We start from the raw sequence: 24027 nt of genomic DNA on the forward strand, positions 1-24027 counted from the left end.
GCTCGGGATCGAAGGGGTGCCTCTGCGTGTCGCGGTTCACTCCGTGTCCGCCGCCGGCTCTCGCCGGGGCCGATCCCGCGACAGGAGATCGGTCAGGTGTGCGGCGATGTCGTCGATCGTGGGGTGATCCCAGGCCAGCGTCGGCTCGACCAGCAGGCCGACGGCCTCCTCCACGTCGACGCACAGGCTGAGCGCGTGGATCGAGTCCAGGCCGTACGTGCGGAGCTTCACCGTCGCGTCGATCTCCGCGGGTGGCCGCCCGAGATAGGCGGCCACCCGCTCGGTGAGCCACCGGCGCAGGTCGTCTGGGGGCATCGGCTCGGAGGCGGCGTTCATGCGACGGTCTCCAGCAGATCGTTGACCGCGGGTTCCAGTTCGGCGTGCAGTGGGGCGAGGCGTCCGCTGAGGAACAGCTCTCGCATGTGCCGGCGGCGTAGCTTGCCGCTGGTGGTCTGCCGCACCGCGCCACGAGGCACCAGCATCAGGCTCAGCGGGATGCCGAACTCCCGCGTCACCTGGTCCATGACCCGGCCGGCCGTCTCGCCGAGGGCCCCCGGCTGTCCCCGGCGCACCTCCTGGACGAGGACGACGTGTTCCCCGCCGTCGTCGCGCCGGACGCCGAAGGCGGCGCTGCGCCCCGCGGCCGGGTTGGCCCGCGCCGCGGCCTCCTCCAGGTCCTGGGGGTAGAGGTTGCGGCCGTTGACGATGATCACATCCTTGATCCGTCCCGTCACGTAGAGCTGGCCGTCGAGCAGAAACCCCAGGTCCCCGGTGCGCAGCCAGCGGCCGTGCAGCGCCGGATCGCCCGCCCGGAAGGTGGCGCGGGTCTCCGCCGGGCGGCCCCGGTAGCCGAGGGCGACGCTGGGGCCCGCCACCCAGATCTCCCCGATCTCGCCGTCGGCGACGGGGCCGGAGCCGCCCGGATCGACGATTCGCAGATCGAGCCCTGAGACCGGGCCGCAGGCGACCAGGGGCGTCCCTTCGGGCGCCGGGACCGCCCGGTGCCGTTGCAGCGCGGAGGGGTCGAACCGGCGCACGGTCACGCCCTGCCCCTGCGGCACGCAGGTGACCATCAGGGTGCACTCTGCCAGGCCGTAACCGGGATTCCAGGTGGTCGGGCGGAAGCCCGCCGGGGCGAAACGCCGCTCGAAAGCGGCGAGCGTGCCGGCCCGGATCGGCTCGGCTCCGCTGAGGGCCATCGTCAGCGTGGACAGGTCCAGGCCGGCGAGTTGCTCGTCGGTGATCCTGCGCGTGCACCAGGCGTACCCGAAGTCCGGGGACACGGTCCAGTCCGCGCCGTGCCGGCTGATCAGCTCCAGCCAGCGCACCGGCCGCGCGACGAACGCGGCGGGTGACATGAACACCAGGTCGGCGGCCGCGTGGAGCGCCTGTAACTGGAGGCCGACCAGGCCCATGTCATGGTAGTGAGGCAGCCACCCGGCCAGTCGCCGTACCGGCCTCTCCCGTGCCAGCGAGCGGAACAACTCCAGGTTGTGCAGCAGGTTGCCGTGTGAGACCTCGACTCCGCGCGGGTCGCTGGTCGAGCCGGAGGTGTACTGCAGGTAGGCGATGGTGCCGCCGGTCAGGGCCGGTGGAGTCCAGGCGTCCGGATCGGCGGTGGCGGCGTCGGCCACGCGGGCCGAAAGACCGGACAGTCCGGACGCGTGCGCGGGATCGGTCAGGACCAGCCGCGCGCCCGCGTCCCGCATCAGTGTCCGTACGCGGCTCGCGTGCGGTGTGCCCGCGTCCGGCAGGGGGGCGGGGATCGCCGGCACCCGGGCGTAGAGACAGCCGAGGAACGCGACGGTGAAGTCGAGCCCCGCCGGGTAGAGCAGCAGCACCGGCTGGTCGGTCAGGCCGCGTCCGGCGAGCCACACGGCGGTGGCGCGCGCCCGTCGGTCCAGCTCGGCGAAGGTGAGCCGGTTCCGGCCGCCGTCGTCGCGCACGAAGACGAACTCACGATCGTCGCTGATGCGGTTCCGTACGTGGGTGACAAAGTCGGTCATTCGGGCAACCCCTCCCGTACGTACCAGGAGACGAGCCGGTCGAGGGTCGCGGGAGTGACGGCGGGCGGGGCCACCGCGTTCCGCCAGGCGAAGTCGTAGCGGTGCCGGAAATAGGTCGCGGTGTATTTCGCCCGCATGTTGACCAGCGCCTCGAACCGGCCGAACGGCCTGTCGCGGATCTCTTCGGGGGTGGCGGGAACCAGTTCGATCGGCAGCCGGGCGTTGATCACATCGAACAGGTCGCGCACCGGCACGGTGGCCCCGCTCACCACGTGGGAGACCGGACGCGCCCGGTCGGCTGCGGCGAGCGTGAGCAACCGGGAGACCGTGGTGTCCACGGGGGTCAGATGGAGGTTGGCCTCCGGATGGCAGGGGAGGCGGACCCGCTCACCGGGCGTGCGCCGGGCGAAGAAGGCGATCACCCGGAGGAAGTCGTACAGGCCGTAGTCGGTCAGCGCCCGCCCCGTGCGGGAGTGCCCGACCATCACGCCGAGCCGGGCCACCAGGGCGGCGCCCTCGCGGGCGGACCGCGACCGCGCCAGCGCGATCTCCGCTTCGCGTTTGGAGTATTCGTAGAAGTTCCGGAACCGGTCCGGCGGAGCGTGCGACGGCCAGTCCTCGGGAACGGGGCCCTCGGTGTCGAGTCCGCACTGGTAGGCCGTCCCGACGAGGACGTAGCGCGAGCCGGGCCGGGCGTGCCGCTGGTAGGTGGACAGCGCGTTGGCCGATCCCGTCACGTTCACGTTCAGGAGCTCCTCCTCCCGGCGTGGGAAGAAGGTGACGAGCGCGGCGACGTGCCAGTAGACGCAGGGCTCGGCGAAGATCTCGGCGACCGGAAGGCCGAGGTCCGGCTCGTCCAGCGCCAGCCCGCGCACCCGGAGGCGGCCCGCCGGGGACTCGTCGAAGCCGAGGCAGCACAGCGCGTCCGCGACCCGGCGGCGCACCACCTCCGCGGACGCGCGGGCGAGGGCGATCACCTCGTCGCCCCGGGCCAGCAGGGCGCCGATGAGATGGGAGGCCACGAAGCCGTTGGCCCCGTCGATCACGTGGACGCGCACCAACGCACCTTCCCACAAGCGGTAGCGGAAGGTAAAGTCACGATCGCTCACAGTGACTGAACGCGGGAGGGTGCATGCTCAACGACCTGCAGCAGCGCAAGCTGGCCCATCTGTTCACGCTCCTGGACGTGGACGACGACGGGACCGTCGACAAGATGGACTACACCGCCTCGGCCGACCGGCTGGTGAACGCGTTCGGGTTCGCGCCGGGCTCGACGGAGTCGCGGCGGGTCCGGGACCGATACGCGAGGTTGTGGGACGAGGTGACCCTGCCCATGGACGCCGACGGGGACGAGCGCGTCGAGCTGGAAGAGTTCGTGGCCGGCTTCGACCGGTTCGTCACCCAGCCCGAGACGGGCTACCACACCCATGTCGCGCCGGTCGCCGACGCCTTCTACGACCTGATGGACACCGACGGAGACGGCAGGATCACCCGGACCGAGTACCTGCGGATGGCCGCGAGCGCCTTCCGCATGTCGGAGGCGAACGCCGTCGCCGCGTTCGAGCGTCTCGATCTCGACGGCAACGGCTCACTGAGCCGGCAGGAGTTGCACGTGGCCAACGAGCAGTTCTTCCGCAGCTCCGACGCGGAGTGCCACGGCAACTGGCTGTTCGGTCCGCTCCCCGCGCAGGGCTGAGCCGCCGTACGTCGGCTACCCGGCGGCCGACGCCCATTCCTGCCGCCGGGTCTCCGCCATCGCGATGGCCGCGGCGACCGCCACGTTGACCGACCCGACCCTGCCGACCTGGGGGATGTAGGCCACCGAGTCGGCCGCCTCCAGGCCGGCGGGGGAGCAGCCGTGGTCCTCGCTGCCGAGCACCAGGCAGACGTCGCCGTCGAGCTTGGCCTCGTGCAGCGGCACGGCGTCGCCGGTCAGCTCGACGGCGACCACCCGGAAGCCCTCCTCCCTGGCGGCGCGCACGGCCTCGGCCACCGGGACGGGCTCGTGCCACTCGACCAGCCGGTCGGTGCCCAGCGCGGTCTTCTGCGCCTTGGGGTTGGTGGGCGGGGTGGCGTTGCCGGCCAGCCAGACCGTCTGCACGCCGAAGGCGGCGGCCGTACGGAAGATCGATCCGATGTTGAAGGGGCCGGTCACCGATTCGAGGATCAGCGCGAGACGGCCCTCCGTGTTGCGGCGCCAGGTGCGGTTGAGCCGCTTGACGTCGGTCGGCTTGAGCTGCCTGCGCGGGTTGGGAGTGCTCATCGGGCGGTCATCGCTCCTGGGTCTCGATGTCGGCGGGACGGGCGTCGACCCGCAGGACGCGGTAGGCCGACCGCGAGGCCAGCCGGGAGGTGGGCCAGCCCCGGTCGCCCAGCCAGCGCTGCAGGGAGTCGGAGCCGAGGTGCTTCTGCACGACCAGGTAGGCGCTGCCGTCGGGGGTGAGCCGGTCGAGCCATCGGGTGAGCATCTCGTGGAGCGCGGCCTTGCCGATCCGGATGGCGGGGTTCGACCAGATGGCCCGGAACCGGACGTCGTCCGGCATCTCGTCGGCGTGCACTGACCTTACTTTGTCAAGGCCCGCGCTTTTGGCGTTCCGCTCGCACAACTCCACCGAGCGCCGGTTCACGTCGACGGCCCAGACCGTCGCGCCGGGCGCCCGCGACGCCATCGTCAGCGCGATGGGCCCGTAGCCGCAGCCCAGGTCGAGCAGGTCGCCCTCGGCCGGGGGCGGCGGGACGGTCTCCAGCAGAACCCGGGTCCCCGCGTCGACGCGTTCGGGGGAGAACACCCCCCGGTCGGTCTCCAGCCGCAGGTGCAGGTCGGGGAGGACCAGGGTGACCGAGCCCGGCCGGCTCGCCGCCTGGGGGCTCTCCTCGAAGTAATGGGCCACGTGCCCAAACGTACCAACGTCGCGGACCCCTGATCTCCGCGCCCGCGAGGACGCGGGAGAGCTGAAACACTTCCGGCCTTCCGGACACGTACGAGATGGCGGATAAAGCGGTGAAGGGGGAGTATCGGTGGCCCGCTCGGACACGAGGCGTCGCTTCGAGGAGATCTATATGGCGCATTACGCGGATCTTCTCGGATACGTGCGGCGCCGCACGGACACCCCCGAGGACGCCGCCGACGTTCTCGCCGAGACCTTCGCCACGGCGTGGCGGCGCATCGGCGACGTCCCGGCCGGGTCGTCCGCCCGATTATGGCTGTACGGCGTGGCCCGGCGGGTGCTGGCCAACGGCCGCAGGGCCGAGACCCGCAGGAGCGCGCTCGTCGAGAGACTCGGCGCGGAACTCGCCCAACGGGAGGAGCACGATCGGCTGCCGGACCACGAGGATCTCGACGCCGTACGCGCGGCGTTCCGGCGTCTCGGCTCCGACGACCGCGAGGTGCTGGCACTGGCGAGCTGGGAGGGGCTGGGATCGGCGGAGATCGCCACGGTGCTCGGCTGCTCATGCGGAGCCGCCCGCCTCCGGCTGCACCGGGCCCGCAAGCGCCTGACCAAGGAGTTGACCTGCGCGGGGGTGGACGTGGCCCGGTACGGCGTCCGGGTGCCGGCGCTGGCGGGAGGAGAGGTGTGATGACCTACGACCGCGATGACCTGCACCGGCTCGTCGCCGGCATCGCTCCGGCCCCCGGCCCCGGGATGACGCCGGTCGCCCTGGAACTGCTGGAGGAGATCGTCTCCGGCCCGGCTCCGGCGGCCCGCCGCCGGCGGGTGACGGAGGCGCTCACCGGGGCCGCCCGGACCATCCTGCGCGGCCCCCGGCTGGTGCCGGCGATCGTCTCGCTCACCGCCGTTCTGCTCGCCGTGGGCTGGCTCGTGCCCGGGGCGGCCGGCATCGGCCCCGCACCCGCCTCCGCCGCGCTCGACATCAGGCGGGAGGGCGACCACTACGTCGTCATGGTGCGGGACCTGTTCGCCGCTCCCGCGACGTACCAGCGCGAACTGCGCGAACGCGGCCTGGACGTGGAGGTGCGGCTCGTGCCGACGGCGGAGGGCTCGGCGGGGCGGGCGATCGGCTTCGACGGCACGCGGGACACCAGCGGCATCACCGTGATGAAGGCGCCGGGCGAGTGCGAGTGGTTCGGCGGCTGCCCGATCGGCTTCCGTGTCCCGGTGAACTTCCGCGGGCACGCGACCGTGCTGCTCACCCGCACCGCCCGGCCGGGGGAGCGCTACGCGATTGTGGAGGCCATCGACATGGAGGGCCGGCCCTTCCACTGCGTGGACTACGTCAACAAGACCGTCGCGGAGGTCCTGCCCCTGCTGCGGGAACGCGGCGTGCGGGCGGAGTTCACCTCCTACGCCACCAAGGGCGCCAGGCCGTCCGCCCCGGCTTCCTGGTACGTCTACGAGGGGGTCATGGTCGCGGAGGGACAGGCGCTCATGCTGGTCAACCCCACCCCGAACCCCGAGCCGCGGCCCAGGGACGCCTTCTGCGCCGAGCATCCCTGAGACTCCGGCGTCCCTGAGACCTCGGCGTCACTGAGGTCGGCCTGGCGGTCCGCGCCCCGCTCGCGGCGCGGACCGCCAGGCGCCCCTCCGCGCTCCGCTCCAGGCGCCACTTGCCCCCCGCGCCTGCCACGGCGGCGGCGTCGCGGCCGAATCCGGCGCGGCGCCCGGGCCTTCATCCCTGCCCTCAGCGGCCGGTCTTCCAGCGCTGACACCGGCATGCCCACAGTCATTGCCCGACTGCCGCGGCCGTGCGCCGCCCGGCCGGATCTCCCCTCAACGAACGGTCTCGTCATGCCCGCATACGCTCGTGCCCTGCTCCCGGTGCTCGCCGGGATCGGGCGCCACCGGTTCTTCGCGATCGCGCTCACCGCCGCGGCCGTGCTCAGGGTGGTCACGATGCTCGGTTACCCGCCCGCCCGGCTGTACTGGTACGACTCGTTCAGCTACCTGCACAACGCCGTTCACCTGCGGCCCGAGCAGGGGTTCCATCCGATCGGATACCCCCTGCTGCTGCGCGTCCTGCTGCCCTTCCACAGCGTCGAGCTGGTCGTCGTGCTGCAGCACGCGATGGGACTGGCGACGGGCGTCATCGTCTACGCGGCGCTCCGTGGCAGAGGACTGCCCGCCTGGGGCGCCGTGCTCGCCTCGGCCCCGGTGCTGTTCGACGCGTCGTTCCTCCGGCTCGAGCACGCGGTGCTGTCCGATTCGCTGTTCATCCTGCTGGTCGTCGCCGCCACGGCCCTGCTGGTCCGGCGGCCGGTGCCGTCCGCGCGCGCCGCCGCGACCGCCTGTCTGCTGCTCGCGGGCGCCACCCTCACCCGCACGGTCGCGCTGCCGTTGATCCTGCTGGTCCTGATGGTGCTCGCCGTCCGCCGCGTGCCCTGGCGCCGGATCGCCGCGCTCGCCCTGGCCGGGCTGCTGCCGGTCGCGGCGTACGCGACGTGGTACGGCGGGCTCCACGGCCGCTTCGGTGTCAGCGGCACGGACGGAGTGGCGTTGTGGGCCCGTTCGATGACCTTCGCGGACTGCGCGGTCATCCAGCCTCCGCCGGACCTCGCGCCACTGTGCCCGAACGGCACCGTCCTCGACGCCGCGGGGGAGTACGTGTGGGCCGAGGAGTCCTCCCTCAACCGGCTCCCCGGCGGACACATCGCGCTGAACGACCGGGCGCGCGCCTTCGCGCTGCGCGCCATCGCCGCCCAGCCCCTGGACTACCTGCGCGACGTGGTGACGGACACCGCGCTCGCGTTCGCCTGGACCCCCGTCGCCCACCCGGCTCGCACCGTCCCCGCGTTCGGCTTCGCTCTCGGGACCTGGCCGCTCCCCGCCGGCCGGCCGCTCGTCGAGCAGGCCAGACGGGAGTACGACCCCGATCTCACCGGCATGCGGTCCGTCCGGCCGTACGCCGACCTGCTCATCGCCTATCAGCACCCGGCCTACCTGCGCGGGCCGTTGCTGGCCGTCATCCTGCTCATGGGCGCCGCCGGCACTGTGGGCAGGGTGGGCAGGCTGGGCAGGGTGGGCAGGGGGGACACTGTGCGGCGGCCGCGGACGGCGGCGCTGCCCTGGGCGGTCGCCGTGACGCTGCTCGTCGCGCCGGTGGCGGTGCTCGACTTCGACCACCGCTACGTGCTTCCCGCCGTGCCCGTGGCGTGCCTGGCGGCGGGGCTGGCGCTCGCCCGGCCCCCGCGCGCGGCGGCGGGCATCGGAAGTGGCGGCGGGCATCGGAAGTGGCGGCGGGCATCGGAAGTGGCGGCGGGCATTGGGCGCAGCGGCGGGCACTCGTACGGCGGGCATTCGGGAGGCCGGCGCGAGGCGCCCCTCCGCGAAGCGACCGCGGACGCGTGACCACGGGCACTTGACCATGGGCACTTGACCACGGGCACTTGACCCGGAGACGTGATCATCGGGAACAGGGGCGGCCTCTCTGACACTTTCACCGCCTCCGTGCGCACGTCCGTCAGATCGGGTCTAGGCGAAAGTGTCAGAACGGGTTAACTTCCGCAAAGGTAGCGATTCAAGAATCGCTCCCCTCGATTCCGACGGAGGCGCCACCCGGCACTGGCATACCGGCGGCACTGCCGCATCCCCTGCCGCACCCCCTTGGACGCCCCCGTCCCCGGCCGGCGACGCCACACCCCGGCGGACCCGGCCCGCCCACCCCCCTCTCACCCCCCGAGGACCGGCATGAGACCACGTCTGCTCACGCTGGCCGCCATCTTGGCGGCCGCCCTGCTGCCCGCCGCGCCGTCGCACGCCTCCGGCGCATCGGCGCTCGCCCCGCCGAACATCTCGCTGGCGAACGTCAAGGCGCATCTGTCCCAGCTGCAGAGCATCGCCACCGCCAACGGCGGCAACCGGGCCCACGGCCGTCCCGGCTACCTGGCCTCGGCCAACTACGTCAAGGGCAGGCTCGACGCGGCGGGCTTCACCACGACCCTCCAGTCGTTCAGCTACAACGGCGCGACGGGCTACAACGTGATCGCCGACTGGCCGGGCGGTGACCCCAACGACGTCCTCATGGTCGGCGCCCACCTCGACAGCGTGACCGCCGGGCCCGGCATCAACGACAACGGCTCCGGCAGCGCCGCGATCCTGGAGACGGCCCTGGAGGTGTCCCGGCAGGGACTGGCCCCCGCCAAGCACCTGCGGTTCGCCTGGTGGGGCGCGGAGGAGCTCGGCCTGCGCGGCGCGTCGTCCTACGTCACCAACCTGTCCACCACGGAACGGTCGAAGATCAAGGGGTACCTGAACTTCGACATGGTCGGCTCGCCGAACCCGGGCTACTTCGTCTACGACGGCGACAACTCCGACGGCGTCGGCTCGGGCCCCGGTCCCGCGGGCTCGGCGCAGCTGGAGCGCGTCCTGCAGGACTACTTCACCTCGATCGGCGTGCCGACCCGCGGCACCGACTTCGACGGACGCTCCGACTACGGGCCGTTCATCTCGCGCGGCATCCCGGCCGGCGGCACCTTCACCGGCGCCGAGGGCGTCAAGACCAGCGCCCAGGCGTCCCTGTGGGGAGGCACGGCGGGCCAGGCGTTCGACGCCTGCTACCACCGGTCCTGCGACACGACGAGCAACGTCAACGACACCGCGCTCGACCGCAACGCCGACGCGATCGCCTACGCCGTGTGGACCCTCGCCACCGCCACCCCGCCCGTCGCGGTCTGGTCGGACGACTTCGAGACCGACAAGGGCTGGACCGTCGTCCCCGGCACCGCGACCGCCGGCACCTGGGAGCGCGGTGACCCCGAGGCCACGTCGTCCAGCGGCGCCAAGCAGCTCGGCACCACCGTCAGCGGCACCAACGACCTGGTCACCGGCAGGCTCGCCGGTTCCTCGGCCGGTGACTACGACGTCGACGGCGGGACCACCTCCATCCAGTCGCCGCCGATCACTCTGCCGGCCGGTTCGCTGAGCCTGTCGCTGTCGTGGTACCTCGCGCACGGCAGCAACGCCACCAGCGCCGACTTCTTCCGCGTCCGGATCGTCGGCGGCACCACCGCCACGGTGGTCCAGCAGCTCGGCGCCGCGTCCAACCGCGACGGCGCGTGGAGCACGGCCACCGCCGACATCTCCGCCTTCGCCGGGCAGACCGTGCGCGTGGTGATCGAGGCCGGGGACGAGTCGACCGCCAGCCTGGTCGAGGCCGGCGTGGACGACGTACGGATCACTCGCTAGCGACGTATCCGCCATCGTGCCCGTTCCCCCGGGAACGGGCACGACCGTGGGTCAGGGGATGCGGGCGCCCAGGAGGATCGCGGCGGCGGCCGCCAGCAGGCCCGCGACGATCGCGGCGACGAGGAACCGCTGCGTGATCTCCTGGTGCACGACCTTGTATCCGAGCGAGGTGCCGATCTGCGTGTACACGTCGCGCAGCTCGCTGCCCGACTCGGCGGTGTACGCCCGGCCCCCGGTGCCCTCCGACAGCGACTTCAGCGTGGTCTTGTTGACCGGGACCTGCACCGCCCGGTTGTCGATCGTCACCGTGCCCTCCGGCGTGCCGTACGCGATCGTGGACACCGGCACCTTCGCGCCGACCGACGCGTCGATGGCCTCGTTGACCGACCGCCCGGAGGTGTTGTCGCCGTCCGACAGCAGCACGATCGCCGACGGGGGCGGGTCGGTGACCGCCCGCTGGTCGAACGACCTGATCGAGTCGAGCGAGTTGAACACGGCCTCGCCGATCGCCGTGCCGGGCCGGGTGGTCAGGCTGGAGATCGCGGTGTTCACGGCGGCGTGGTCGGTGGTGGGGGAGATGACCACGGCGGCCGATCTCGCGAAGGCCACCACCCCGACGTTGAACCGCTCGGGCAGGTCGCTGACGAACTGCTGGGCGGCCTGCTTGGCCGCGACGAGCCGGGTGGGGGCGACGTCCGCCGACTCCATCGACAGCGACACGTCCACGGCGACCATGATGGTGGCGCGGTCGCGGGGCACCTTCACCGCGCCGGCCGGCCGGGCCGCGCCGAGGACCAGCAGGCTCATCATGACGAGGAACAGCACGGCCGGCACGTGCCGCCGCCAGGAGGGCCGTTCGGGCGCCACCAGCGACAGCAGCGCGAGGTTCGTGAAGCGCACCGTGTAGCGGCGGCGCGCGAACTGCGCCCCGACGTACGCCGCGACCATCGCGGCGACCAGGACGAACAGCCACAGCCAGCCGGGGGCGAGGAACGTCATGCGCCCGCCTTCCCGCCGGCGGCCCGGCGCAGCAGATGAGAGGCCCGCCGCTGCCGCAGCACGAACTCGGCGATGTCGAACACCCAGTCGCGGTCGGTGCGGAGCACGAGATGGGCCGCCCCGGCCCGGCGCAGCGCCGCCCGGGTCCACCCGCGCTGCTCGGCCGCCGCCTCGGCGTACCGCTCCCTGAGCGTGCGCGACAGCTGGACCCCGCGCGAGCGCCCGGTCTCGGGGTCGGCGAGGGTGACGAACCCGACGTCGGGCAGCTCCAGCTCGCGGGGATCGATGATCTCCACGGCGAGCACCTGGTGCCGCGCGGCCAGGCGGCGCAGCGGCGGCTCCCAGGAGTCCGGCGAGTCGAGGAAGTCGGAGACGACGACCCGCAGCCCGCGCTTGCGGTGCGCCGGCGCCATCATCTCCAGAGCCTCCCCGAGGTCCACCGCGCCCTGCGCGGGCGGCGCGCTGAGCAGCGAGTGCAGCAGAGCGTACAGCCGGGGCCGGCCGGACCTGGCCGGATAGCGGTGCACGTCGTCGCCGTACAGGATGTAGGCGCCGAACCGGTCGCCGACCCGGCTCGCGAGGATCCCGATCGCCCCGACGGCGCTGACGACCAGGTCGCGTTTGGACATGCTCGCCGTGCCGAACTCCATGCTGGCCGACAGGTCGGCCACCACCCACGTCTCCAGCTCCCGGTCGGCGATGAGGTCCCGCACGTGCGGGACCGTCGTGCGCGCGGTCACCGCCCAGTCCATGCGGCGCACGTCGTCCTCGCCGGGCACGTAGACGCGGCTGTCCCCCTGCTCGCTGCCGGGCCCGGGGATCAGTCCCTGGTGGCGGCCCTGGAGCAGCCCGTCCAGCCGCCGCACCACCGTCAGCTCCAGCCGCCGCAGCGCCTGGTCGGGGTTGGCCGCGCTCATCGCATGCCCTGGTTCCACACCACGAGCGGCGGCGGCACCGCCTGCAGGACCCGGCGTACGACGTCGTCGGGGTCCACCTCGTCGGCCAGTGCGTCGAAGGTGAGCATCAGCCGGTGCGACATGACGTCGATCGCCACGTCGCGGACGTCGTCGGGCAGCAGGTAGTCGCGCCCGCGCAGCAGGGCCAGGGCCCGCCCGGCGGAGATCAGGCCCAGCGTCGCCCGGGGGCTCACCCCGATCTCGATCGTGTCCTGCAGGTCGGCCAGGCCGTAGTCCGCGGGGGCGCGCGTCGCCATGACGAGCCGTACGACGTAGTCGGCCACGAGCTGGTGGACCGAGACCTCCTCGGCCATGTCCTGCAGCCGCACCAGCGTGGCCGGGTCGAGCACCGGCTTGGGCACGGGCGGGCGCACGCTCATCCGCTGCAGGATCTCCAGCTCCTCGTGCGCGCTCGGGTGGGACACGCGAACCTTGAACAGGAACCGGTCGCGCTGCACCTCCGGCAGCGGGTAGACGCCCTCCGACTCGATCGGGTTCTGCGTGGCGAGCACGACGAACGGCCGGGGCAGCGGGTGGGTGCGCCCCGCGAGCGTCACCTGTCGCTCGGCCATCACCTCCAGCAGGGCCGACTGGACCTTCGCCGGAGCGCGGTTGATCTCGTCGGCGAGCAGGAAGTTGACGAACACCGGCCCGAGCTCGACATCGAACCGCTCGGAGCTCGGGTGGTAGACGCGGGTGCCGACGATGTCGCTGGGCACCAGGTCGGGAGTGAACTGGATGCGGGCGAACGTGCCGCCCACCACGGTGGCCAGCGTCGAGGCGGCCAGCGTCTTGGCGACTCCCGGGACGCCTTCGAGCAGGCAGTGTCCCCGGGCGAGCAGCGCCACCAGCAGCCGCTCGACCATGTGCTCCTGTCCGACGATCACCCGCCGGACCTCGCCCAGCGCCTCCCGCAGGGTGTCCAGCCGGGCCTCGCCCTCCTCCTGCTCCGTCACGCCCTCGCCGGGCTCGGGGTCACTGCGTTCATCGGCAACGGTCATGCTCGTTATTCAATCGTGACTCGGCTGGAGAATCCATTTCTCTCCCATTTGCCCGTCCCGGCGCGCGCCACACCCCCTGCCGCGCCCGTGTGTTTTCATGTGGGGGATGGTCACTCCGCTGCAGTACGGCGACCCGCCCCACGTGGGGCCGTTCGCGCTGCAGGCGCGTCTGCGGACGGCCCCGGCCGGGCTCGTCTACCTGGGGCAGGCGCCGGACGGCCGGGTGGTGTCGGTGGCCGTCCTGTCCAGCGGCGCCGCCCTCGACGCCGCCGCCAGGGACCGGTTCGTCACCGCGATCAAGGACGCACAAAGCAGCGCGATCAGAGAAACACAGGTCAGGGCGGGCGTACGCGCGTGGGGGGCCTCGCTGGTGGACCGGGTGCGCGGCCGGGTTCCCCCCGACACGCCTCCCGTCCTGGCGATGCAGGACGGGCCCGCGCCCTGGGTGGCCGTGCCGTACGTGGTGAACGGCCCGGGGGCCGAGCGGTTCCTCGACCCGGTGCCGGTGTCCGGCACGTTGACGGGTCGGCGGCACGGGCCCGACTTCGTGCACTACTGGCTGGGCGACCGCACCCCCGCGCTGCCCGCCCCGCCCGCCCCGCCCCCGCCGCCGTTGGCGACCCGGCGCTCGGTCGTGCTCGCCTCGGCGCTGCTGGCCACGCTGGTGCTGGTGCTGCTGCTGGTCGTCTCGATGCTGCTGTTCCACGGCGAGGACGAGCAGGAGCCGCCCCGCCCGCTGCCGAACACGCAGTTCGTGCCCACCCCGCCGCCCGAGCCCGCCTCGCCCGAGCCGCAGCAGCCCACGCCCGGCCCGTCCGGCAGCGGAGAGGGCAGCGAGAGCCCCTGGCCCGACGACCTCTTCGGCGGCCGCGGCCCGATCTGACGCGGATCAGGCGGTCATGAGGACCACCGAGGCGTTGTGGCCGCGGAAGCCGAAGGAGTTCACCAGTTTCGGGCCGCGCAGCACCGGCCGTCGCTCAAGGCCAGGGGCCACGGACGGCGATGGGGCAGGGGCGGTTCAGCGGGGGGAGACGAAGCCCGACTCGTAGGCGGCGACCACCGCCTGCGTGCGGTCGCGGGCGCCCAGTTTGGCCAGGACGTTCCCCACGTGGGTCTTGACCGTCTCCGTGCCGACGTGGAGTTCGGCCGCGATCTCCGCGTTCGACAGGCCGCGTGCCATCAGCCGCAGCACGTCCCCCTCACGCGCGGTGAGCCGGTCGATGCCGGGGACGGCGCGGGTGGCGCCGCGGGCCGCGACCAGCGACCGGATGGCGCCGGGGAACAGCAGCGACTCGCCCGCCGCGACCACCCGGATCGCCTGGACGAGCTCGTCCGCCCTCGCCCGCTTGAGCAGGAAGCCGCTCGCGCCGGCCCGCAGCGCCTCGTAGACGTAGTCGTCGTTCTCGAACGTCGTCACCACCACGACCTTGGGCCCGCCCTCGGCGGCCGTGAGGGCCCGCGTCGCCTGGATGCCGTCGACCGCCGGCATGCGCACGTCCATCAGGACGACGTCGGGCCGGAGCGAGCGGGCCAGCGACACCGCCGCCGCGCCGTCGGCCGCCTCGCCCACGACGCTCAGGCCGGGCTCGGACTCGACGATGATCCGCAGGCCGGTGCGGATCAGGTCCTCGTCGTCGGCCAGCAGGACCCCGATGTTCGTGCTCATTCCCCTGTCCGCCCCTCCCCGGAGTCCTCGTCCATGTCCCCGCTCGCGCTCTCGGCACGCGTGTCCGGGAGCCGGGCGGCGTCCGCCCCCGGAAGCGGGACCCTGACCTCGACCCGCCACGTCTCATCGTCGCCTCCCGCCTCGACCCGGCCGCCGAGCAGCGTCACCCGCTCCCGGATGCCGGCCAGCCCGTGCCCCGCCCCGCCGGTCACGCCGCCGCTCCCGCCACGCCGGCGTGGCCCGGTGAGGCCTCGCCTGTGATGCGCACGGACCTCGTTGCGCACGCACACCTCCAGGACGCGGTCGCGCACGCCGGCGTCCACCTCGACGGGGCCGGTGCCGTACCGGATCGCGTTGGTCAACGCCTCCTGCACGACGCGGTAGGCCTCCCGGGAGATCACGGGAGGGATTCCGGACAGCTCGCCCAGTCGCCGGGTGACCGGCCTGTCTCCGGGGCCGGCGGCGTCCAGCAACGCGGGAAGGTCGTCGAGGGACGGTTCCGGCGAGGCCCGCCCCCCGCCCTCCCGCAGCACGCCGATCACGTGGTCGAGCTCGTCCAGCGCGCTCCGGGCGGAGGTCTCGATCGCCTCCAGCGCGGCCCGGGCGGCGGCGGGATCCCGGTCGAGCACCCGGCCGGCCGCGGCGGCCTGCACGGTCACCACGCTGAGGGCGTGGCCCACCGAGTCGTGCAACTCCCTGGCGAGCCGGTTGCGCACCGCGAGCCGGCGCGCGGCCTGCCGCGCAGACGCCAGCCGGTCGGCCGCGGACGGCCCCAGGAACACAGGGGCCAGGCGGGCGAGCAGCGCCCCGGCGCCGGCCGTGAGGAAGAGCAGGCAGACGAGGACGGCCAGCCCCGCGGGCGGACCCCACATCGTGGCCCGGCCGGCGCGGATCCCGCGGTCCACCAGCCCGAGGTGATCCCCGGCCAGCGGGAGGACCGCCAGCCAGACCGAGAACGGCACCATGGCCAGGGTCACCCCGCTCACCAGGCCGCCGACGGCCAGGTGCAGGGTGAACCACGCCGCGGTCCGGCGCCGTTCGGACCAGGTCCGCCGTGCGGAGGACGGCGGGGTCTCGACGGCCGCGCCCAGCAGCGTGCGGGCGGCGGCGACCTCGAAGGCCCGGACCGGCAGGAACAGCCCTGAGGCGGCCACCACCGGAAGCACCCCGATGAAGATCAACGGCTGCACCGACAGCAGCGGATCGCCGACGTCCGGCGTCGGGCGCCACAGCGCCGTCACGACCTCTCCGGCCATCATGTAGGGCATGAGCAGCGCCCCGCCGACGATCAGGCAGGCCCACCTGCGGTAGGTGGCCCTGTCGATGAGCGGGGCGAGGACCTTGTTCATGTTCCGATGGTCCCGCAGTGACGGCGGACGCCGTGCCGTCCGGTCACGGCCTGTGGACGAGCACCCGCCACCCGTGCGCGGGCACGAGGGCGGGATCGCCATCCGGGTCATCCGCCCCGGCGGAGCTCTCGGCCACGGTCAGACGGGAGACGTCCACGGGGAAGCGGCAGGCGTCGTCGCCGATGTTGAGCAGTGTGACGACCTCTCCCTCCGGTCCCTCGCTGCGCAGCGCGAGGGCCGTGTTGGCGACGTGCTCGGCCTTCGTGCGCGCCCGGGCCAGCCAGGGATGCCGCCGGCGCAGCCCGATCAGCCGCTGGTGGAGCCGGTGGACGGGCATGCCGTCCGGCGCCAGATCGCCCGGGCCGTCCGGGAAGGCGGGCCGGATCGCGTCGTCGCCCCCGGCACGTTCCTCCTTGACCCCGGGGAACGCCCGCTCGTCGCCGTAGTAGACGCTCGGCACCCCGCCCACGGTCAGCAGGACGGCCAGCGCGTGCCCGAGGTGCCGCGGATCGGCGAGCCTGCTGGCCAGGCGCGTCACGTCGTGGTTGCCGACGAACGTCATCGGCGCGAACACCTCCAGCAGCCGGTCGTGCCGGTCGAGCGCCCAGGCGAGCTCGAAGAAGTTGCCGTCGTTGAGCGAGCTCCAGATGGCCTTCCACAGCTCGTACTGCGTCACCGAGTCGAGGCCGCCCTCGGTCACGTACGCCGCGTAGTCGCCGTGGATCACCTCGCCGGCGAACCAGGCGTCCGGATGCTCCCGCCGCACCCGCGTGACGGCCTCCCGCCAGAAGACGAGCGGCACCGCGTACGCCGCGTCGAGCCGCCAGCCGGACGCGCCCCGGCCGAGCCAGTGGCTCATCACCCGTACGACGTGGTCGAGCACGGCGGGCTCCGCGTGGTTCAGCGCGACCAGCTGGTCGTGGCCCTCGAACACGGCGAAGCCGCCGGCGCCGTCACCGGGACGGAACCAGCGCGCGGCGGGGGAGTCCGGCCCCTCCGCGAGCGCCCGCGCGAAGACCGGAAACCCCCTGCCCACGTGGTTGAACACCCCGTCGAGCAGCACCCGGAGCCCGCGCCGCCGCGCCTGCGCCACCAGGTGGCCGAAGTCGTCGTCGTCCCCGAGCCGGGGATCGATCCGGAAGTGGTCCACCGTGTCGTACCCGTGCGTCTGCGACGCGAAGATCGGGCCCAACTGGAGACCCGAGCAGCCGAGGTCGACGACGTAGTCGAGCCAGCTCTCCAGACGACGCAGGCGGTGCCGGACCGGCGCTCCCTCGGGCGGCGCCGTCAGCGGGGCGCCGGTGAAGCCCAGAGGATAGACATGCCACCAGATCGCGTGGTCGCTCCATGACGTCACAGCCGCTCCTCGTCGTCGCCCGTCCGGTCACAGTGTCGTCGTCCCTGCCCCCTCTCGTGCCACCGGCACCCCGGTGCCGGTGTGCCGTACGAAGGCGGGACGCCCCCGTCCGCAGGCGCGGCAGATGCCACGCGTGCGGTAGTGGTAGCCGGCGGCCGCCGTTCCCATCGCCAGCCCCCAGGCGAGGAACCAGGGATAGATGACGTCGAACACCCAGGGGGATACCCCCTCCAGGGACGGCCGCGCGAGGCCGAGGGCGACCGCGACACGCAGTCCCGTGCCGAGGACGCCGACCGGGATCAGCATCACGCTGCCCACGAAGGCGGCGGTCAGCGGCATCCACCGCGGCATGCGCAGCGGTGGCCGCCAGGTCCGGGCGAAACCGAGGCCGAGCGCCATGCCGATCAGCGCCAGCACCCCGGTGTCGCCCAGCCCCGGCGTCCACAGGTGCACGTCCCCGAACGCGCGGGGATCGGAGAGGCCGACCGTGCCCCCGAGGCCCCACTGCACCTTCAGCGCACCGTACCCCGCCGCGAGCAGCACGGTCAGGTATCCGGCGCGGACGCTCAGCCTCTGCCACGTCTCCCGGCCCCCGCCGGCGGGAGATGCGTGGCCCGCGTCGCCGCGTCCTTCGTGAACCGCGGCGCCGTGGTCCGCCGCGCCTTGGTCAGGCCGCCGGCCGCAGCGTGCGCAGGCGCCGCGCGCGCGGCGGCGACGCCGTACGGCGGTCACGAGGAGTGTCGTGCCGGCGGCGAGCGCGGCGGCGCGGGCCGCGGCCATCGGCAGGTCGAAGCCCAGGTCGACGACTCCGCTCTCCCCGGTGACCGCCGCGATTCCCGCCATGATCCCGCCCACGACGTCGAAGGCGATCCCGCTCGCCCCGGCGCCGGCCAGCGCGAGACCGGCCACCGTCGTGGCGGCTGTGGTGAGCGCGCCGGTGCGCCCGGGCGGGGACTCCCGGTGATGATGTGCCGTTTCCATGACCAACAGGCTCGCGGACGCATCCTCGCCGGGCCTCCCCACGGGGCGGGAGCCGCATCCCCCGCGCGGGGGAAACTCCCTTGAGCCTCACGTGGCGTGAGCTCTTAGCGTCGCGGCATGGAGATCATCGTTCACGACACGGCCACCGCGATGGCCGGACTGCTGGCCGCCCCCCTCGCGGAACGGCCCGCCGCGCTCACCGGCATGCTCCGGCCGATGTGGGACGCCGTGCCCTGGATGCCCGTCGACGACGTCGTCGGCATGCATCACAAGGGGTCCGGTTTCCGCGTCGACCGGGACGACGAGCGGTACCTGCCCGCGTTGCGGCGGATGCGCGAGGCGGGGGTGTGGGAGCAGGTCCGCGACGCGCTCACCGGCGCGTGGAAGCACCAGCGCGAGGCCGTGCCCGGCGTCCGGCATCCCGAGACGCTGCAGGTCTACGTCGTCCTCGGCGACCCCGACGCGGAGCACCTGGTGCGGCGTAACCACGGCTACCTCGGCATGAGCGGCAAGGGCCTGGTCTACCTGCTGGTCTGGCCGACGGAGGACAACGTCGGCCGCCTCGGGCACTGCGCCGTCCACGAGCTCAACCACAACATCCGGTACTCGAACGTCGTCTGGGACCCCCCGACCGTCACCCTCGGCGAGCAGATCGTCTCCGAAGGGCTCGCCGACGCGTTCGTCCGAGAGTTGTACGGGCCGGAGGGTCTCGGCCCCTGGAGCACCTCCCTGGACGGGCCCGCGCTCGACGCGGCGTACGCCACGATCACCGAGGCCGTGAACCTGACCGGCATGCACAACTTCGCCGCGTACGTGCACGGGGACGCCACGGCGGAGTCGATGGGGCAGCCGCCCGTCGGCCTGCCCGACCACGCGGGCTACCCGGTCGGGCTGCGGATCGTCGACGCGCACCTCGCCGCCTCAGGGCTGACGGCCGCCGAGAGCACGACGTTGCCCCGTCAGAAGATCCTGGCCAACGCCGGGCTGTCCGCCGCCCGCTAGGCTCGCTCGTCGGGCCATGGTCAAACCGGTGCAAAAGGGGGACGGGATGGGTGCCGGACAGGTCGTGCTCCTGCTCCTCGCGGCCGTGGCCGCCGGATGGGTGGACGCCGTCGTCGGCGGGGGAGGGCTGCTGCAACTGCCGGTGCTGCTCCTGGCCGGTCTCACGCCGGTCCAGGCGCTGGCGACGAACAAGTCCGCAGCCATCTTCGGCACGGGGTCGGCCGCCGTCACCTACGCCAGGAAGACGAAGCTCGACCGGGCGGTGGCCGTGCCGGCCGCGGCGCTGGCCGTGGCCTTCGCCGGACTCGGGGCCGCCTCGGCGGCCCTGCTCGACGCGGATGTGCTGAAGCCGCTGGTGATGGTCGTGCTGCTGGGGGTGGGGGCGTTCGTGACCCTGCGGCCGGGGTTCGGCCGCCTGCCCCACCCGCACCTGCGTACGCGTGCGCGGGCGATCGCGGGAGTCGCGGTGGCGGGCGTCGGCATCGCTTACTACGACGGCATCGTCGGGCCCGGCACCGGCACCTTCCTGCTCATCGCGTTCACCTCGATCCTCGGGATGGACTTCGTCCACGCCTCCGCCACAGCGAAGGTCGTCAACACCGGCACCAACCTCGGCGCCCTCGTCGTCTTCGCCGTGCAGGGCCATGTGGTGTGGGCGCTCGGCCTGGCCATGGCGGTCTGCAACATCGCCGGAGCGCAGATCGGCGCGCGGATGGCGCTCAACCGCGGCGCGGGGTTCGTCCGCGTCGTCCTGCTGTGCGTGGTGGCCGCCCTGGTCGCCAAGCTCGGGTACGACCAGTTCTTCAGCTGAGATGCTCCTATAGATGTCAAGCGACACGTTCATGATCGTTTTTGGTGATCACCTGGTAGATCTCGCGGGCGATGTAGCGTTTGAGGCAGCGGATGATCTCTTTCTTCGACAGGCCGTCTTGGATGCGTCGTTCCATGTAAGCGCGGGTGCGGGGATCCCAGCGCAGGCGAACCAAGGCGATGCGGTAGAGGGCGCAGTTGGCTTGACGGTCGCCGCCGCGGTTGAGGCGGTGCCGGTTGGTCTTGCCGCTGGAGGCAGGGATGGGGGCGACGCCGCAGAGCATGGCGAAGGCGGCCTCACTGGTGAGCCGGTCGTGGTTTTCCCCCGCGGTGACCAGGAGTTGGCCGGCGGTGTCGGGACCGACGCCGTGGACGGCGATGAGGTCGGGATTGATACTGGTGACCAGGGGTTCCAGGAGCTCGTCTAGCTCGCCAATCTCGGTGGTGAGCTGCTGGTGTCGGCGGGCGAGGGAGCATAGGGCAATCTTTGCGGCGGTGACCGGCTGGGCGGCGTCGGCGCGGTCCGGGCGCAGGGCCGCGCAGGTCGTGATGAGCTTGGCCACAGGCAGGCCGCGCAGACGTTCGCGCAGCTCGTTCGGCGCGGTGACGATCAGCGCCTTGATCTGGCGCTGGACATCCGCTCGCTGGTCGACCGCGCTACGGCGGGCCACGCGCAGATTCCGCACGGCCTCGATCCGCCCGTCGCGCTGTTTGGGCAGGCCGGTCCGCTCGCCCGCCAGGGCCGTCTTGGCCGCTTGAATGGCGTCGATCGGGTCGGACTTGCCCTGGAACCGGCGGGTCTTGCGATCAGGCCGGTCCACTTCGACCACCTGCACCTGCCGCTCACGCAGCAGCCTGGCGAGCCCGGCCCCGTAGGCCCCGGTCCCCTCCACCCCGACCTTTCCCAGGCGCCCGAACGAGCACATCCAGGCCAGCAGGGCCTCATACCCCACGGAGGTAGCCGGGAACTGCTCGGTGCCCAGCACCCGGCCGACAACGTCGATCACAGCGGCGGTGTGGGTGTCTTGGTGGGTGTCGACGCCACCGGCAACGTCAAAGTCCGGCTCGCGGTGGGATGTAATGGAGGGCATCGTCGTCCTGTGCTCTTGACCGTGGGCAGGGCGGCACGCACCAGTCGGGCAACGCGGACAAGACAGAGAAGGGGCCTCTGGCCAGGCTCCTGACTTATTGAATTAGGACCAGGCGCCCGGGTCTGCAGCCCTAGCGTCCAGGGTGTCGGTCGGCACAGGCTCGCATTGCTCCTTGCCGCCCTGGCGGTTGGCTCACTAATAGCGTGCCCAGCCCGGCCGGCACCCGCCGTGGTGTGGTTCGACAGAGGCATGGCAGCTGAGAGATCTTCAAGTCAGGGTGCCCACCACGGCACGACTGGATTCCGCCGGCCGCCGTGGAGCTTGCCTGTGATCACTATCGGGATCGACCCGCACAAGTCCTCACTCACCGCCGTCGCCATCGACGCCTCCGGCCACCCGATCGGCCAGCGCCGCTTCGCGGTCAACTCCGGTACCTTTCGGCAGCTCACCTCGTGGGCCGAGGCGTGGCCCCAGCGCCGATACGCCGTCGAGGGCGCAAACGGCCTCGGCCGCGGCATCGCCCAGCAGCTGGCCGCCGCCGGCGAGCAGGTTCACGACGTTCCCGCCACGTTGTCGATGCGAGCACGGCTTTTGACCACCGGCGGAGGCCGCAAAAGCGACTCGGCCGACGCCCTTAGCGTCGCCCACGTCGCCCTCTACCGGCACGACCTCAAAGTCGTCACCCCCGAAGACCAGACCACCATCTTGCGGCTACTGTCCGAACGCCGCGATGACCTGGCGCACGAGCGGGCGCGGATCCTCAACCGCTTGCACGCGCTCCTTCGTGAACTGGTCGCCGGCGGCGCGGCCACCGGCCTGTCCGCCGACAAGGCCGCCGCCCTGCTCCGCACGGTCCGCCCGGCGACCGCCACCCAGGCACTCCGTCGCGATCTCGCCCGCGATCTACTGGCCGACCTACGCCGAATCGACCAGCGGCTGAAAGACAACGAGGCACAAACCCGGGACGCGCTTGCGGCTACTGGCAGCACCCTGACCAACATCCACGGCGTCGGCGTCGTCCTGGCCGCCAAGATCCTCGGACATGTCGACGATGTCACTCGCTTCCGCACTGCCGACCACTTCGCCAGCTACACGGGCACCGCTCCACTGGACGCCTCCAGCGGTGACCAGGTCCGCCATCGGCTCAACACCGGCGGCAACCGCCAGCTCAACGCCGCGCTCCACACCATCGCCGTGTGCCAGGCCCGCGACCCTGGCCCCGGCCGTGTCTACTACCAGCGCAAACTCGCAGAAGGCAAGACTCCCGCCGAGGCCCGCCGCGCGCTGAAACGGCGCCTGTCCAACGTCATCTACCGCCGTATACGAAAAGATCAACAACGTGCGGCTGAGAACGTCGCTTGACACACAGAGGCGCTATGAGGTCACAACGCCACGTCCGGTGAGTGCGACGAGCACCTCCCGGCCGAAGCCGACAGATCCCGTTGAGGACCCTAAGTCAGTCAGTCGATGGGTCAGACCCCGGCGGGAGGTGCTCACCTACATCATCTCTGTCAGTCGATGAGGTCGCACAGGCCGGGCCCGAGGTCGTCGTCCACCATGCGCAGCGCGGTCTCCGCCCTCGACGCGAGCGCGAGCGGGGGCACCCCGGCCACCAGATGGGAGTGCGCGATGCGGTCGAGTGCGGCGCCGACCAGCGGCGCCGTGACCCGGAGGGCGGCGGGAAGCGCGACGCCGCCGGTGGAACCGCCGTGGAGCACGATGTTGCGGCACCGGTACAACCGCCGCAGCGACACCTCCAGGTAACCGCGCACCCGCCCCAGCACGGGCCGGCGGTCGGCGAGCAGCGCCTTCATCCGGAAGACCGACGCCACGTCGCTGCCGGTCCGCCAGGACCGCACCAGCGGGAGCCCGTCCCGGCTCTCCAGCTCGGCGGCGACGAGTGTGGAACGTTCCCGATTGGACGCGCAGGCCGCCAGCTTGTCCGCGAGAGCGTCACCGGGCACCTCCCGTATCCGGTAGGAGAGCGCGGTGAGCTCGGCACGCGGCCAGGAGCAGGCGACGAGCGCGGCGGCGCGGGAGGCGGCCACCACCTTCTCCCGCTCGTCGGGATCCCTGGCCTCGGTCAGCAGGGACTCCAGAGCCGCCCAGCCTCCCGCGATGGCGGGCGCGAGCGGCCCCTGGTTGAGCCCGGAGGCGATCTCCAGGGCCTCGTCGACCGTGCTCCTGGCCTGCTCGCCGAACCGCTGCACGTCCTGGCCGACCACGTACAGCTGCCGCTCGGCGGCCAGTGAGAGCACCTGCGCGCCGCGCGAAGGCAGCAAGAGGGGGGAGCGGCCGGTCCTCACCTCCGATGTACGCCTCGCCCAGTGGGACGACCATCCCCGCGGCCGTGAAGCGCGCCCGCGCCTGAAGCCGTTCGACGAGGTCGGAGACGATCTCCACGGCGCGCTCGGCGTCTCTGGCCTCGACCGAGTAGCTGAGCCCGCCGACCACCTCCCGGTGCCGCTCGGCGCTCGCGCCCGCCATCAGGGGCAGCAGCCAGTTGGGCAGCCAACCGGCCAGCTCCTCGTGCCGGCTCAGCGCGCGGAAGGGGACGACGACCCGCCACTGGCGCGGCGGCCGGGCCAGCAGGGCGGACGCCTCGGCGATCAGGTCCGTCGCCGACAGATTCAGATGGCCGGCCCGGAGCAGGTGCGCGGCGACGGCC

The 24027-nt window shown here is 72.7% G+C and carries 23 protein-coding genes; 9 read left to right on the forward strand and 14 right to left on the reverse strand.

The features are described from left to right. Nucleotides 1–36 precede the first annotated feature (36 nt). The 3 genes from HHX41_RS20920 to HHX41_RS20930 are packed head-to-tail and all read right to left on the reverse strand — an operon-like array spanning nt 37 to nt 3064. Nucleotides 37–336: an acyl carrier protein gene (locus HHX41_RS20920; protein ID WP_182907340.1), complete on the reverse strand. Its 300-nt coding sequence runs from the start codon at nt 334–336 to the stop codon at nt 37–39. Continuing rightward, complete coding sequence (locus HHX41_RS20925) at nt 333–2006, reverse strand: fatty acyl-AMP ligase (RefSeq protein WP_182907341.1); 1674 nt, start codon at nt 2004–2006, stop codon at nt 333–335. Before HHX41_RS20925 ends, HHX41_RS20920 begins: the two co-directional genes overlap by 4 nt. Continuing rightward, nucleotides 2003–3064, reverse strand: a complete 1062-nt coding sequence (locus HHX41_RS20930) for an SDR family oxidoreductase (RefSeq protein WP_182907342.1) — start codon at nt 3062–3064, stop codon at nt 2003–2005. Before HHX41_RS20930 ends, HHX41_RS20925 begins: the two co-directional genes overlap by 4 nt. A gap of 74 nt (nt 3065–3138) precedes the next feature. Between HHX41_RS20930 and HHX41_RS20935 the strand changes: the two genes are divergently transcribed. Then, nucleotides 3139–3702 carry an EF-hand domain-containing protein gene (locus tag HHX41_RS20935; RefSeq protein WP_169988326.1) on the forward strand — a complete coding sequence of 188 codons (564 nt, stop codon included), beginning with the start codon at nt 3139–3141 and terminating at the stop codon, nt 3700–3702. A gap of 15 nt (nt 3703–3717) precedes the next feature. Here HHX41_RS20935 and HHX41_RS20940 read toward each other — a convergent pair whose 3' ends face one another. Both HHX41_RS20940 and HHX41_RS20945 read right to left on the reverse strand, forming a co-directional pair. Further along, nucleotides 3718–4269: a TrmH family RNA methyltransferase gene (locus tag HHX41_RS20940; protein WP_169988324.1), complete on the reverse strand. Its 552-nt coding sequence runs from the start codon at nt 4267–4269 to the stop codon at nt 3718–3720. A 7-nt stretch (nt 4270–4276) separates the two neighbouring features. Then, nucleotides 4277–4897, reverse strand: coding sequence for a methyltransferase (locus HHX41_RS20945; RefSeq protein ID WP_182907343.1), 621 nt, complete (start codon nt 4895–4897; stop codon nt 4277–4279). Nucleotides 4898–5066: 169 nt separating this feature from the next. Between HHX41_RS20945 and HHX41_RS20950 the strand changes: the two genes are divergently transcribed. The 4 genes from HHX41_RS20950 (at nt 5067) to HHX41_RS20965 (ending at nt 10147) form a co-directional block, all read left to right on the forward strand. Next, the gene (locus HHX41_RS20950) at nt 5067–5585 is read left to right on the forward strand and encodes an RNA polymerase sigma factor (protein WP_182907344.1); all 519 of its coding nucleotides are present in this window, start codon (nt 5067–5069) and stop codon (nt 5583–5585) included. Continuing rightward, nucleotides 5585–6463 (forward strand): hypothetical protein, encoded by an 879-nt coding sequence (locus HHX41_RS20955; protein WP_182907345.1) that lies wholly within the window; start codon nt 5585–5587, stop codon nt 6461–6463. Before HHX41_RS20950 ends, HHX41_RS20955 begins: the two co-directional genes overlap by 1 nt. A 291-nt stretch (nt 6464–6754) precedes the next feature. Further along, complete coding sequence (locus HHX41_RS20960) at nt 6755–8311, forward strand: hypothetical protein (RefSeq protein WP_182907346.1); 1557 nt, start codon at nt 6755–6757, stop codon at nt 8309–8311. 339 nt (nt 8312–8650) lie between these two features. Then, a complete protein-coding gene (locus tag HHX41_RS20965) occupies nt 8651–10147 on the forward strand; it encodes a M28 family metallopeptidase (protein WP_182907347.1) in 1497 nt (498 codons plus the stop codon). Between the two features lie 51 nt (nt 10148–10198). Here the strand turns inward: HHX41_RS20965 and HHX41_RS20970 are convergent, their stop codons facing one another. Genes HHX41_RS20970 through HHX41_RS20980 form a run of 3 tightly spaced genes read right to left on the reverse strand, consistent with a single transcriptional unit; the run spans nt 10199 to nt 13103 of the window. Beyond that, nucleotides 10199–11146, reverse strand: coding sequence for a VWA domain-containing protein (locus tag HHX41_RS20970; protein WP_169988315.1), 948 nt, complete (start codon nt 11144–11146; stop codon nt 10199–10201). Continuing rightward, nucleotides 11143–12063, reverse strand: coding sequence for a DUF58 domain-containing protein (locus HHX41_RS20975; RefSeq protein ID WP_169988313.1), 921 nt, complete (start codon nt 12061–12063; stop codon nt 11143–11145). Before HHX41_RS20975 ends, HHX41_RS20970 begins: the two co-directional genes overlap by 4 nt. Next, a complete protein-coding gene (locus HHX41_RS20980; RefSeq protein ID WP_169988311.1) occupies nt 12060–13103 on the reverse strand; it encodes a MoxR family ATPase in 1044 nt (347 codons plus the stop codon). Before HHX41_RS20980 ends, HHX41_RS20975 begins: the two co-directional genes overlap by 4 nt. 106 nt (nt 13104–13209) lie before the next feature. Between HHX41_RS20980 and HHX41_RS20985 the strand changes: the two genes are divergently transcribed. Continuing rightward, nucleotides 13210–13986 carry a hypothetical protein gene (locus HHX41_RS20985; protein WP_259401173.1) on the forward strand — a complete coding sequence of 259 codons (777 nt, stop codon included), beginning with the start codon at nt 13210–13212 and terminating at the stop codon, nt 13984–13986. A gap of 135 nt (nt 13987–14121) precedes the next feature. Here the strand turns inward: HHX41_RS20985 and HHX41_RS20990 are convergent, their stop codons facing one another. The 4 genes from HHX41_RS20990 to HHX41_RS21005 are packed head-to-tail and all read right to left on the reverse strand — an operon-like array spanning nt 14122 to nt 18456. Further along, entirely contained in the window at nt 14122–14769 is a 648-nt protein-coding gene (locus HHX41_RS20990) for a response regulator transcription factor (protein WP_169988307.1), read from the reverse strand. After that, nucleotides 14766–16118 carry a sensor histidine kinase gene (locus tag HHX41_RS20995; protein WP_169988305.1) on the reverse strand — a complete coding sequence of 451 codons (1353 nt, stop codon included), beginning with the start codon at nt 16116–16118 and terminating at the stop codon, nt 14766–14768. Before HHX41_RS20995 ends, HHX41_RS20990 begins: the two co-directional genes overlap by 4 nt. A gap of 43 nt (nt 16119–16161) precedes the next feature. Beyond that, entirely contained in the window at nt 16162–17475 is a 1314-nt protein-coding gene (locus tag HHX41_RS21000) for an alpha-amylase family protein (protein ID WP_182907349.1), read from the reverse strand. A 27-nt stretch (nt 17476–17502) separates the two neighbouring features. Then, entirely contained in the window at nt 17503–18456 is a 954-nt protein-coding gene (locus HHX41_RS21005; protein ID WP_182907350.1) for a hypothetical protein, read from the reverse strand. A 117-nt stretch (nt 18457–18573) separates the two neighbouring features. On the opposite strand from HHX41_RS21005, the gene HHX41_RS21010 reads away from it, so the two are divergent. After that, a complete protein-coding gene (locus tag HHX41_RS21010; RefSeq protein ID WP_182907351.1) occupies nt 18574–19458 on the forward strand; it encodes a DUF2268 domain-containing protein in 885 nt (294 codons plus the stop codon). Nucleotides 19459–19504: 46 nt separating this feature from the next. Further along, nucleotides 19505–20269, forward strand: a complete 765-nt coding sequence (locus HHX41_RS21015; protein ID WP_182907352.1) for a TSUP family transporter — start codon at nt 19505–19507, stop codon at nt 20267–20269. A 16-nt stretch (nt 20270–20285) separates the two neighbouring features. Here HHX41_RS21015 and HHX41_RS21020 read toward each other — a convergent pair whose 3' ends face one another. Continuing rightward, nucleotides 20286–21350: an IS110 family transposase gene (locus tag HHX41_RS21020; RefSeq protein WP_396794969.1), complete on the reverse strand. Its 1065-nt coding sequence runs from the start codon at nt 21348–21350 to the stop codon at nt 20286–20288. A 336-nt stretch (nt 21351–21686) separates the two neighbouring features. Between HHX41_RS21020 and HHX41_RS21025 the strand changes: the two genes are divergently transcribed. Further along, the gene (locus tag HHX41_RS21025; protein WP_182907354.1) at nt 21687–22721 is read left to right on the forward strand and encodes an IS110 family transposase; all 1035 of its coding nucleotides are present in this window, start codon (nt 21687–21689) and stop codon (nt 22719–22721) included. Nucleotides 22722–22870: 149 nt separating this feature from the next. Here the strand turns inward: HHX41_RS21025 and HHX41_RS21030 are convergent, their stop codons facing one another. Then, nucleotides 22871–23641 (reverse strand): hypothetical protein, encoded by a 771-nt coding sequence (locus HHX41_RS21030; protein ID WP_182907355.1) that lies wholly within the window; start codon nt 23639–23641, stop codon nt 22871–22873. Nucleotides 23642–24027: the final 386 nt, after the last annotated feature.

Source organism: Microbispora sp. H13382, from assembly GCF_014161445.1.
Lineage (GTDB): Bacteria > Actinomycetota > Actinomycetes > Streptosporangiales > Streptosporangiaceae > Microbispora.

Bases quoted from the DNA above. Each gene is read 5' to 3' on its own strand.
- HHX41_RS20960 (WP_182907346.1), top strand. From the start codon at position 6,755: ATGCCCGCATACGCTCGTGCCCTGCTCCCGGTGCTCGCCGGGATCGGG.
- HHX41_RS21005 (WP_182907350.1), bottom strand. From the start codon at position 18,456: ATGGAAACGGCACATCATCACCGGGAGTCCCCGCCCGGGCGCACCGGC.
- HHX41_RS20995 (WP_169988305.1), bottom strand. From the start codon at position 16,118: ATGAACAAGGTCCTCGCCCCGCTCATCGACAGGGCCACCTACCGCAGG.
- HHX41_RS21015 (WP_182907352.1), top strand. From the start codon at position 19,505: ATGGGTGCCGGACAGGTCGTGCTCCTGCTCCTCGCGGCCGTGGCCGCC.
- HHX41_RS20920 (WP_182907340.1), bottom strand. From the start codon at position 336: ATGAACGCCGCCTCCGAGCCGATGCCCCCAGACGACCTGCGCCGGTGG.
- HHX41_RS20935 (WP_169988326.1), top strand. From the start codon at position 3,139: ATGCTCAACGACCTGCAGCAGCGCAAGCTGGCCCATCTGTTCACGCTC.
- HHX41_RS20950 (WP_182907344.1), top strand. From the start codon at position 5,067: ATGGCGCATTACGCGGATCTTCTCGGATACGTGCGGCGCCGCACGGAC.
- HHX41_RS20925 (WP_182907341.1), bottom strand. From the start codon at position 2,006: ATGACCGACTTTGTCACCCACGTACGGAACCGCATCAGCGACGATCGT.
- HHX41_RS20990 (WP_169988307.1), bottom strand. From the start codon at position 14,769: ATGAGCACGAACATCGGGGTCCTGCTGGCCGACGACGAGGACCTGATC.
- HHX41_RS20970 (WP_169988315.1), bottom strand. From the start codon at position 11,146: ATGACGTTCCTCGCCCCCGGCTGGCTGTGGCTGTTCGTCCTGGTCGCC.
- HHX41_RS20940 (WP_169988324.1), bottom strand. From the start codon at position 4,269: ATGAGCACTCCCAACCCGCGCAGGCAGCTCAAGCCGACCGACGTCAAG.
- HHX41_RS20965 (WP_182907347.1), top strand. From the start codon at position 8,651: ATGAGACCACGTCTGCTCACGCTGGCCGCCATCTTGGCGGCCGCCCTG.
- HHX41_RS20955 (WP_182907345.1), top strand. From the start codon at position 5,585: ATGACCTACGACCGCGATGACCTGCACCGGCTCGTCGCCGGCATCGCT.
- HHX41_RS20975 (WP_169988313.1), bottom strand. From the start codon at position 12,063: ATGAGCGCGGCCAACCCCGACCAGGCGCTGCGGCGGCTGGAGCTGACG.
- HHX41_RS20985 (WP_259401173.1), top strand. From the start codon at position 13,210: ATGGTCACTCCGCTGCAGTACGGCGACCCGCCCCACGTGGGGCCGTTC.
- HHX41_RS20980 (WP_169988311.1), bottom strand. From the start codon at position 13,103: ATGACCGTTGCCGATGAACGCAGTGACCCCGAGCCCGGCGAGGGCGTG.
- HHX41_RS21010 (WP_182907351.1), top strand. From the start codon at position 18,574: ATGGAGATCATCGTTCACGACACGGCCACCGCGATGGCCGGACTGCTG.